Below are 9330 nucleotides of genomic sequence, written 5' to 3'. Positions count from 1 at the left end.
GGGCCTGGTCCTGGCGGTGCCGGGTCACCGCGGACTCGATCAGATCATGGGCCGCCAGCAGCGCCCGCTCCACATGGTCGGTGCCCGCGGCACCGGCCGCCCCGCGCTCGGGTGACGGCTCGGGCATCCTCGCAAGACCAACCATGACTTCCCCTGCAGGGCGAAGGCGACCTGTTTTCTGAAATTCGAGCCTGGTTCGAGAATTTCTTGGAGCAAAAAAACGCTATGCAATTCCATTGACGACAGTAATTCGCGCACAGCGACGGCGTCAACGCAGCGAGTCAGGTAAAGAGTAGGCAAATGACGGCGTGTCAGACCCTACCGCAACGCCTCACGCGCGCAACGACACGCGGTATGTCAGGAAGTTGCATGTATCCGCGCCACCCGGCCGCCCGCACGCCACCCAACGCAGCCGACGGGCCACTCTGGGCAAGCGGCGGCCGGGGCCGCTGTCCGGTTGCTGCCAGCCGCCGACGGGCGCCCGGGTACCCCCGTCCGGGGGTGAGTCACTGCGGGCCGAAGCTGATCGGGCCCTGGAAATCCCGGCCTTGAATAACCGGCCCGGTGATCCGCGCATCACCCGAGATGGAATTATGGACGGTGCCGACCTCTTGGGCCGGTGTTCCGTACCGGCTCATCCAGGCCGCCAGATCGCGCCCCAACTCGGGGTCCTGGCGGGCCCGTTCGACCAACAGCTCGGCCAGTCGGCGCAGCCGCTCCGGGTCGTCGTACGGAATCGCGACAGGCTCGCCGTCGCCCGCCGGATCAGCGCCCGGATCGCCCGACGGATCGGCGCCCGGGTCGCCCGCCGGGTCCGCTCCCGGGTCGCACGGGCTCCGCCGCAGCACCCTGCGGGACAGCGCGCCCAGCGCCTCGAGCGCCCGCCGGCCCGCCTCACCCCCGGCCCCGGACACCACCGCGTTGACCGCCGCGATCAGCGCACCCGCCGTCACCGGATCCATGGGCCCCTCCCCGGCTCGCACACCACTCCGGAACGGCACGCTACCGAACCGCGGCTCACGGACCGACCGATTCCGCGCGAAGCGTGAACCAGACCGTCTTCCCGGTGGTGTTGAGGTCCGTGCCCCATTCGTCGGCCGTCTTGCTGAGCAGAAACATCCCGCGCCCGCTCTCGGAGAGGAAGTCGGGCTCCTTGACCACCGGCAGCGAGGGCTCGCTGTCGCTGACGGAGGCCCGTATGCCGTACGGGCGGTTCTCGAGGGTGAGCACACAGTCGGGCGAGGCCGCGTGCTTGTGGACGTTGGAGAGCAGTTCGGTGACACACATCGCCGCCGCGGTGACCAACTCCTCGCGGCCCCACTGGCGCAGCCGCGCTGCCACGACGCGGCGCACGTCCGCGAGTGTCTGCGGATGGACGCGCAGGCGCAGCTCGTATCGCCCCCAGCTACCGCCGGGCGGCGCCCCCTGCGGGATGTTCTCTGCCATGTCGTCCAGGGCCCTCCAAGGCACGGCGCGCTGCCGTGTCGCACAGGCGATCCTGTCCCATGTCCGTGCTACTCGCAATGTTTCGACCCACTCACGCAAGACTGGCATATGCCGCCTGGTGGTTGTAGTTGGCGATACGTCAGACTGGCGACATGTCCTACCACCCGGTGCCCACCGTGCGGCGCAGGCGGCTGGGGTCCACTCTGCGGAAGCTGCGTACCGAAGCGGGGATGACATTGGACGCGGCCGCGCAGGCGCTGAACGCGGCCCAAAGGGGACGTACGGGCGCCCGACGCTGGAGCGCCCCGAAGCTGTCCCGGATAGAGAACGCGAACGCGACCATCCGCGCCGCGGAGGTCGCCAACCTGCTGGAGGCCTACGCCATCAGCGACTCCGAAGTCCGCACGGCGCTCGAGAGGCTGGCCAGGGACGCCGGGAAACGCGGCTGGTGGCAGACCTACCGCGGCGTGGTCGCCCCCGCGTACGCCGACTACATCTCGCTGGAGAGCGACGCCGAATCCGTCCGCGACTTCGCCCCGCTGGTCGTCCCGGGGCTGCTGCAGACGCCCGACTACGCCCGGGAGACGATCGCCGCCAACGCGGTGGCGCGCAGCGAGGCGGAGGTCGCGGCGCTCGCCGAGGTGCGGCTGGCCCGTCAGGCGGTGCTGACCCGCCCGCACGCTCCGCTGCGGCTGTGGGCGGTGATCCACGAGGCCGCCCTCCACCGGCGTTTCTCCGGCCGCCCGGCCATCATGGCCGAGCAGTTGCGGCGGCTGCTCGACGTCGCGGACTGGCCCACGGTCACGCTTCAGGTGATGCCGATCGACGCGGCGCCCAACCCCGGGGACGCGGGCGCCTTCACCATCGTCGGGTTTCCCGGTCCGATGCCGGACGTGGTCACCCAGGAGAACCTGCGCGGCCCCATATACGTCGAAGGAGTCGGCGACGTCAACGTCTTCGCCGACGCCTTCGACCACATCGTCGACAGCGCGCTGTCGACGGAGGAGACGAAGGCCCTCATCGCCGGTCTCTTAGGAAAGAGGGCCACACACCGTGAACACCTCAAGAGTGCCCGAGAACCCGCATGACCTGTCCCCGAACCCGTATCCGCCCGCCGGCGCGGCCCGTCCGCGCTGGCGCAAGTCCTCGCACTCCGTGGGCGAGGGCCAGTGTGTCGAGGTCGCCGCGTGGGGCGGCCTGGTCCGGCTGCGCGAGAGCGACGACCCGGACGCGGTGCTGGACGCCGCCCCGGCCGTCTGGGCCGCCTTCGTACGCGGCGTGAAGGCGGGCTTATACGACGCGTGAGACGATGCGGGGCCCGGTCCAAGGGCCGGGCCCCGCACCGTTCAGGCCGATCAGAACTGGACGTCCGAGCAGGCGTAGAAGGCGTTCGAGGTGTCGGCGACGGTCCACACGGCGAGGATCAGGTGCCTGCCGGTCTTCCCGCTCGGGATGGTGCCCGAGTGGGAGAGCGTGGACGGCGGCCGCTGGCCGTTGTACGGGACGGTCAGGAACGGCGTGGAGTCCAGGCTCGCCCGGGTGAGCTTCGAGTTGGGGTTCCAGCCGTTCTTGGTGATGAAGTACTTGAAGTCCGTCGTGGCGTGCGAGGCGGTGAAGCGCCAGGTGAAGGTGTAGCTCTGCCCGGCGGTGAGCTTGGTGGTCGGCCACTGGCCGCCGCGCGGGTCGTCCAGCTGGGAGAACCGGCTGTTGCCACCCGCGCAGATCGTGCCGTCGGCCGGACCGCCGGACGGGAAGCCCTTGGGGCCCTCGACGCTCTGCGGTTCGTACTGGATGTCGCCGCAGTTGGTGACGGTGCCGTTGGCACACAGCTTCTGGCGGCTGATGGGCGAGTCGGTGTAGGCGTGGCCGGAGGCGCTGCCGCCGGTGGTGAGAACGGAGACCGCCGCGAGCCCGATGCCGATCACAGCGGCGCTGATCTTCTTGCGCATGCTTCGCTCCTGAAGACGTGGGGAGTGCTTCGGCGAGCCGAGTGCAGTGCGGTCTAGACCAAGTCGCAGAGTAACCGCGATTTCTTGGTCATGTCCATACCAAACGCAGGAGATGTCCATACCAATGAAGCGCGATGAAGCGCCCTGCCCGGAGCACCCCTCCAGGTCGGGTAGGATTCATCCGTCAGCAGGCGCCGCTAGCTCAGTTGGTTAGAGCAGCTGACTCTTAATCAGCGGGTCCGGGGTTCGAGTCCCTGGCGGCGCACTTGGCTTACGCCACTGACCAGGGGCTTCTCGGTTCACCGAGGAGCCCCTGTGGCGTTCCCGGTAAGCTGACGCGATCGGAGGTGGCTGTGGCGGCGCACAATCGCGGCCTGGCGAGCGACATCCAGGAGCGCATCAAGCGCTTGATCGTCGACCAGCGGCTGCCCTCCGGCGCCCCGCTGCCGACCGAGACCGAGCTGATGGAACTGCTCGGCGTCAGCCGCAACTCCGTGCGCGAAGCCCTCAAGGGGCTGCAGGCCATGAACATCGTGGAGATCCGCCATGGCTTCGGCACGTACGTCGGGCCCATGTCGATGGGCCCGATGATCGAGGGGTTGATCTTCCGTACCGTCGCCGGCCACTACCGCGGCGAGGACAGCCTGCTGCAGCTGCTGGAGCTGCGCGAGGCGGTGGAGACCGGGCTGATCGCACGGCTGGCCGGGCGAATACCCCAGGCCGACCTGACCGAGCTGGACGCCCTGGTCGAGCGGATGGAGGCGGAGGCCGCCGAGGGCGCCGTACGCGCGGACACCGACCGGGCCTTCCATGCCGCCCTCCACCGCGGCCTGGACAATCTGCTGCTCAGCGAGATGCTGGAGGCGTTCTGGGACGCCTTCCACCGGGTGCGCACCGATCTGGTGGATCTGCACACCGACCCCAAGGTCACCTGCCGGCAGCACCGGGAGATCCTGGAGGCGGTCCGCACCGGCGATGTCGTACGGGCCGAGGCCGCCGTTCGCGATCACTTCGGCAATATCCGGGAGCGGCTGCGCTCCCCCCACCAGGAATGACCCGGCGCCCCGTCCCACGACCGGTCTGAGCCCCGCCTCCCCGCGCCGGAAAGGTCCGGTTCTCGCTGTTGCGCTTCACGGGGCGGCCGTTCCATGTCCGCATGGTCGGTTGTCTCCACTAATGTGCCCGTACGGCCGAGGGGGTGCCGTTTCGGGGGAGAGCACACGACGAACGGGCTTCAGCACGCGGCCGGCTTTCGCGTGCGGGGGGAATGACTCATGGCGTCGACGACCAGCGCGCGCATCCCACGGCGGCATCAGAGCGAACCGCCCCGGCCCCGGCCTCCGCTGCCGAAGTACGACTACGAGCACTACAGCCGGCTCGCCGGCCCGCTCAGCCGACCGGATACCGAAACTGCCGGAAATTCAGCCAAACCGTACCGGGTGCGCTACCGCGGACTGCTGGCCGATGAGCCGCACCGCGTCCGCGCCGCGCTGCTGCTCGGCGCCGCGCCCCTGCTCTCGCTGGGGCTGCTGCTGTGGCTGATGCAGCCCGCCCACTGGACCAGCCGGGAGGGCGTCGGCCCCGTCATGGCCGCCATGGACACCGTGATGCTGGTCTCCATCGGGCTGATCGAGCTGTTCCGCACGCTCAATGTGCTGTCCAACGCGCATGCCACCCTCGTCGCCCGCGACCCGGTCCCGGTGGTGCCCGAGACCGGCACCAAGGTCGCCTTCCTCACCTCCTTCGTGCCCGGCAAGGAGCCGCTGGAGATGGTGACCCGGACCCTGGAGGCGGCGGTGTGCGTGCGCCACCGCGGAACGCTGCACATCTGGCTCCTCGACGAGGGCGACGACCCGGCGGTGAAAGCGGTCTGCGCGCGCCTGGGCGTACGCCACTTCACCCGCAAGGGCGTCGAGAAGTGGAACCGGCCCAAGGGCCCGCACCGCGCCAGGACCAAGCACGGCAACTACAACGCCTGGCTGGACGCCCACGGCGACGCATACGACTACTTCGCCTCCGTCGACACCGACCACGTCCCGCTCCCCAACTACCTGGAGCGGATGCTCGGCTACTTCCGCGACCCGGACGTCGCCTTCGTGGTCGGCCCGCAGGTCTACGGCAACTACGACACGGCCGTCACCAAGGCCGCCGAAAGCCAGCAGTTCCTCTTCCACGCCCTCATCCAGCGCGCGGGGAACGCCTACGGCGGCCCCATGTTCGTCGGCACCAACAACGCCGTACGGATCAGCGCCCTCAAGGGCATCGGCGGGCTGTACGACTCGATCACCGAGGACATGGCCACCGGCTTCGAGCTGCACCGCCACCGCAACCCCGCCACCGGCCGCAAGTGGCGCTCCGTCTACACCCCCGACGTACTCGCGGTCGGCGAGGGTCCGGGCGCCTGGACCGACTTCTTCACCCAGCAGCTGCGCTGGTCCCGGGGCACCTACGAGACGCTGCTCAAGCAGTTCTGGAAGGCGCCGCTCACCCTGCCGCCGGGCAAGCTCTTCAACTACACGCTGATGGTGATCTTCTATCCGGCGTCGGCGCTCAACTGGATTCTCGCCGCCCTCAGCTGCGCGCTCTTCCTCGGATTCGGCGCCTCGGGGCTCCAGATCGACCCCGCCATCTGGATGATGCTCTACGGCAACGCCTCGGCCCTGCAGATCGGTCTGTACATCTGGAACCGGCGGCACAACGTCTCCCCGCATGAGCCGGAGGGCTCCGGCGGCGTGGCCGGCATGGTGATGTCCGCCCTCGCCGCGCCGATCTACGCCCGCTCGCTGATGGACGCCGTACTGCGCCGCAGGAGCAGGTTCGTGGTGACACCCAAGGGCGACTCGGCGAGCCCCGACACGCTCTTCGGCACCTTCCGGATTCACCTTTTCTTCCTGGCGGTCTTCGGCGGGTCGCTCGCCTCTTCCTTCTATTTCGACCACAGTCATCCAGCGATGACCGTTTGGGCATCACTTGCCCTGGCTGTCACGGCCGCGCCGATCATCGCCTGGCGGTGGACCCTCCGCCGGCAGAAACGGACCGAGAAGCAGACCGCCGAAGCATCCCTTGGGGGACGATAGAACGTGAAGTACCGACCGAGTCGCCGCACCCGCCGCTTCGGGATCGGTGCGGCGGCTGTACTCATGCTGGCCGGAATGAACGGACCGGCCCTCTACCGCTTCAGCTCGGACAAATACCACCGGTACAAGATCAACCAGCCGGAGTACAAGGTCAGGAACGGCCACTGGGATGCGGTGAACGTCCCCGAGGAGTACCGGATCAACACGATCCACGCCGCCCTGCTGCACACCGGCAAGGTGCTGCTGGTCGCCGGCTCCGGGAACAACGCGAAGAACTTCGCCGCCAAGTCCTTCCGGAGCGTCCTGTGGGACCCGGCGAAGAACACCTTCCGGAACATCCCCACGCCCCAGGACCTCTTCTGCGCCGGACACTCCCAGCTGCCGGACGGAAAGCTGCTGGTGGCGGGCGGCACCCAGCGGTACGAAAAGCTCAAGGGCGATGTGGAGAAGGCCGGCGGCCTGATGTTCGTCCACAACGAGGACCCGGACAAGCCGAAGACGTTCCCGGCGGGCACCCGCTTCACCGGCAAGGAGAACGGCAAGGTCTTCGAGTCCAAGGACCCGGTTCTGGTCCCGCGCGCCAAGAAGTCCAAGAACGGCAAGTCCGGCAAGTCCGGCAAGGTCACCGTGACCGCCAGCACCGCCCGGGTCTATGTGGAGGCGCTGCGCAAGGGGAAGCGGTACCAGACCGGGACCCAGGACAACTACCGGATCGAAGGGCTGGAGGGCAAGGACCGGCAGAACTTCTACGGCATCGCGCAGAAGCTGTCGTTCGACAAGAAGGACTTCCAGGGCATCAAGGCCGCCTACGAGTTCGACCCGGTCGCCGAGCGCTATGTCCCCGTCGCCCCGATGCACGAGGCCCGCTGGTACCCGACCCTGACCACCCTCCAGGACGGCCGGGTGCTGTCGGTCTCCGGTCTGGACGAGATCGGCCAGGTCGTGCCGGGGAAGAACGAGACCTACGACCCCCGGACCAAGAAGTGGAAGTACCTGCCCAAGAAGCGGTTCTTCCCCACGTACCCCGCGCTCTTCCTCACCGACGGCGGCAGGGTCTTCTACACCGGCTCCAACGCCGGATACGGCCCCGACAACGTGGGCCGCACCCCCGGCATCTGGGATCTGAAGACCAATGCGTTCAAGGCCGTGCCCGGTATGAGCGACCCGGACATCCTGGAGACGTCGATGTCCGTGCTGCTGCCTCCGGCCCAGGAACAGCGGTACATGGTGCTCGGCGGCGGCGGGGTCGGCGAGGACCCCAGGGCCACCGCGAAGACCCGGATCGTCGATCTGCACCAGGCACGGCCGCGCTTCCACGAGGGGCCGAAGCTGTACTCCGAGGTCCGCTACCCCAGCAGCGTCATCCTCCCGGACGACACCCTCCTGACCACCAACGGCTCGGGCGACTACCGCGGGCGCGACGGCAGCAATGTGCTGCGGGCCGAGGTCTACGACCCCAAGACCAACACCGCGCGCGGTGTGGCCGACCCGCTGGTGGGCCGCAACTACCACTCCGGGGCGCTGCTGCTGCCCGACGGCCGGGTGATGACCTTCGGCTCCGACTCGCTGTTCGGCGACTCCGCCAACACCGAGCCGGGGAAGTTCCAGCAGCAGATCGACCTGTACACCCCGCCGTATCTGTTCCGCGACGCGCGGCCCACGCTGGTCGACACCGCGCCGCGAACCGTCAAGCACGGGGCGAGGGCCACCTACCGGACCCCGCATGCGCCGACGATCGAGCGGGTACGGCTGATCCGCCCGAGCTCCTTCACCCATGTGACCAACGTCGAACAGCGGTCGATCGCGCTGGACTTCGTCGCAGGCAGGGACAGCGTCACCGTCCGGATCCCGAAGGACCCGTCGCTGGTCCCGCCGGGGTGGTACATGCTCACGGTGGTGGACGACGAGGGCACCCCGTCAAAGGCGGTGTGGGTGGAGGTACCCCCGTCCGCAGCTACCGCGCGCACCTCCAAGCGCTGACCGGACGGCTACCCGCGCCGTTTGACGTTACGGGCGAGGTCGAGCGCGTACCGCGGCCACCACTGGCCGGCTTTGGGGCCGCCCTTGCAGGTGCCGTCCGACTCGCCCGGACGCTTGATCCACAGATAGGCGGCGACCGCGCCGTCGCCCGTGCGGACCGTCGGCGTCTCGCCCAGCGCCCGCCCCTTGGGGTTGCACCAGGCCTCGGGGTCCTCCTTGCCCGGCACCGGGCCGTTGCCATTACGGCTGGTGTCGATCACAAAGGGCTTGCCGCCGACCAGGGCGGAGAGCTTCTTGCCATATGCCTTGTTGTCCTCGGTGGTCTGGTAATTGGCGATGTTGAGCGCGAAGCCGTCGGCCTTCTTCAGCCCCGCCCGCCTCAGCGGCTCGGCCATCCGGCGCGGGTCCTTGATCCAGTGCGGATTCCCGGCGTCCAGATAGACCTTGGTGTGGGGCAGCCCCTTGAGCTTGTCCACGGCCCCGGTCAGCAGGTCATAGCGCTCCTCGAGGAACTTCTTGGGCGTGCAGCCGTCCACCGCGTGAGGCAGCGCGTCCGGCTCCAGGATGACCGTGACGGCCCGGTCGCCGATGCCCCTGACCGCCTTGTCCAGCCAGGCGCGGTACGTATTGCCGTCGGCGGCGCCGCCCTTCGAATACTGGCCGCAGTCGCGGTGCGGGATGTTGTAGAAGACCAGCAGCGCGTCGCGCTCCTCCTGGGCGGCGGCCTCGGTGAACCCGCGCGCCTGGCCCTCCGGATCGTCCACCCCCAGCCACTCCGCGACCGGCTGCGCGGCGATCCGCTCTATCAGCTTCGCCTCGGCGTCCTCCCCCTTCCTGCGGTACGCGGCGACCTGCCGCGCCGCGTACCGCAGGAAGGG

At 68.9% G+C, this 9330-nt stretch carries 9 protein-coding genes and 1 tRNA gene; 6 read left to right on the top strand and 4 right to left on the bottom strand.

Annotation, left to right across the window (positions count from 1 at the left end):
- Positions 1 to 506 precede the first annotated feature (506 nt).
- Entirely contained in the window at positions 507 to 962 is a 456-nt protein-coding gene (locus CCN51_RS37530; RefSeq protein ID WP_014179293.1) for a hypothetical protein, read from the bottom strand.
- Positions 963 to 1017: 55 nt separating this feature from the next.
- Positions 1018 to 1446, bottom strand: coding sequence for an ATP-binding protein (locus CCN51_RS37525; RefSeq protein WP_014179292.1), 429 nt, complete (start codon positions 1444 to 1446; stop codon positions 1018 to 1020).
- A 152-nt stretch (positions 1447 to 1598) separates the two neighbouring features.
- Between CCN51_RS37525 and CCN51_RS37520 the strand changes: the two genes are divergently transcribed.
- Positions 1599 to 2534 (top strand): DUF5753 domain-containing protein, encoded by a 936-nt coding sequence (locus CCN51_RS37520; RefSeq protein ID WP_014179291.1) that lies wholly within the window; start codon positions 1599 to 1601, stop codon positions 2532 to 2534.
- Positions 2515 to 2751 (top strand): DUF397 domain-containing protein, encoded by a 237-nt coding sequence (locus CCN51_RS37515; protein ID WP_014179290.1) that lies wholly within the window; start codon positions 2515 to 2517, stop codon positions 2749 to 2751. The genes CCN51_RS37520 and CCN51_RS37515 overlap by 20 nt, the downstream gene beginning before the upstream one ends.
- A gap of 50 nt (positions 2752 to 2801) precedes the next feature.
- Here CCN51_RS37515 and CCN51_RS37510 read toward each other — a convergent pair whose 3' ends face one another.
- Positions 2802 to 3395: a lytic polysaccharide monooxygenase auxiliary activity family 9 protein gene (locus tag CCN51_RS37510; RefSeq protein WP_014179289.1), complete on the bottom strand. Its 594-nt coding sequence runs from the start codon at positions 3393 to 3395 to the stop codon at positions 2802 to 2804.
- Positions 3396 to 3586: 191 nt separating this feature from the next.
- On the opposite strand from CCN51_RS37510, the gene CCN51_RS37505 reads away from it, so the two are divergent.
- The 4 genes from CCN51_RS37505 to glxA all read left to right on the top strand — a co-directional run bounded on the left by CCN51_RS37505 (position 3587) and on the right by glxA (position 8452).
- Positions 3587 to 3660 (top strand) — tRNA-Lys (locus tag CCN51_RS37505).
- An 88-nt stretch (positions 3661 to 3748) separates the two neighbouring features.
- On the top strand, positions 3749 to 4450 hold the full coding sequence (locus CCN51_RS37500) for a FadR/GntR family transcriptional regulator (RefSeq protein WP_014179288.1): 702 nt from the start codon (positions 3749 to 3751) through the stop codon (positions 4448 to 4450).
- Positions 4451 to 4669: 219 nt separating this feature from the next.
- On the top strand, positions 4670 to 6472 hold the full coding sequence (locus CCN51_RS37495; RefSeq protein WP_014179287.1) for a glycosyltransferase family 2 protein: 1803 nt from the start codon (positions 4670 to 4672) through the stop codon (positions 6470 to 6472).
- 3 nt (positions 6473 to 6475) lie between these two features.
- Positions 6476 to 8452 (top strand): radical copper oxidase GlxA, encoded by a 1977-nt coding sequence (gene glxA, locus CCN51_RS37490; RefSeq protein ID WP_014179286.1) that lies wholly within the window; start codon positions 6476 to 6478, stop codon positions 8450 to 8452.
- 8 nt (positions 8453 to 8460) lie between these two features.
- Here glxA and CCN51_RS37485 read toward each other — a convergent pair.
- A partial coding sequence (locus CCN51_RS37485) for a glycoside hydrolase family 6 protein (RefSeq protein WP_107426157.1) occupies positions 8461 to 9330 on the bottom strand: 870 nt, incomplete at its 5' end.

The organism is Streptomyces milbemycinicus, from assembly GCF_002154605.1.
GTDB classification, from domain to species: domain Bacteria; phylum Actinomycetota; class Actinomycetes; order Streptomycetales; family Streptomycetaceae; genus Streptomyces; species Streptomyces milbemycinicus.
The sequence above is the reverse complement of the archived record's forward strand: the minus strand, read 5'-3'. Positions and strand labels throughout refer to the sequence as shown.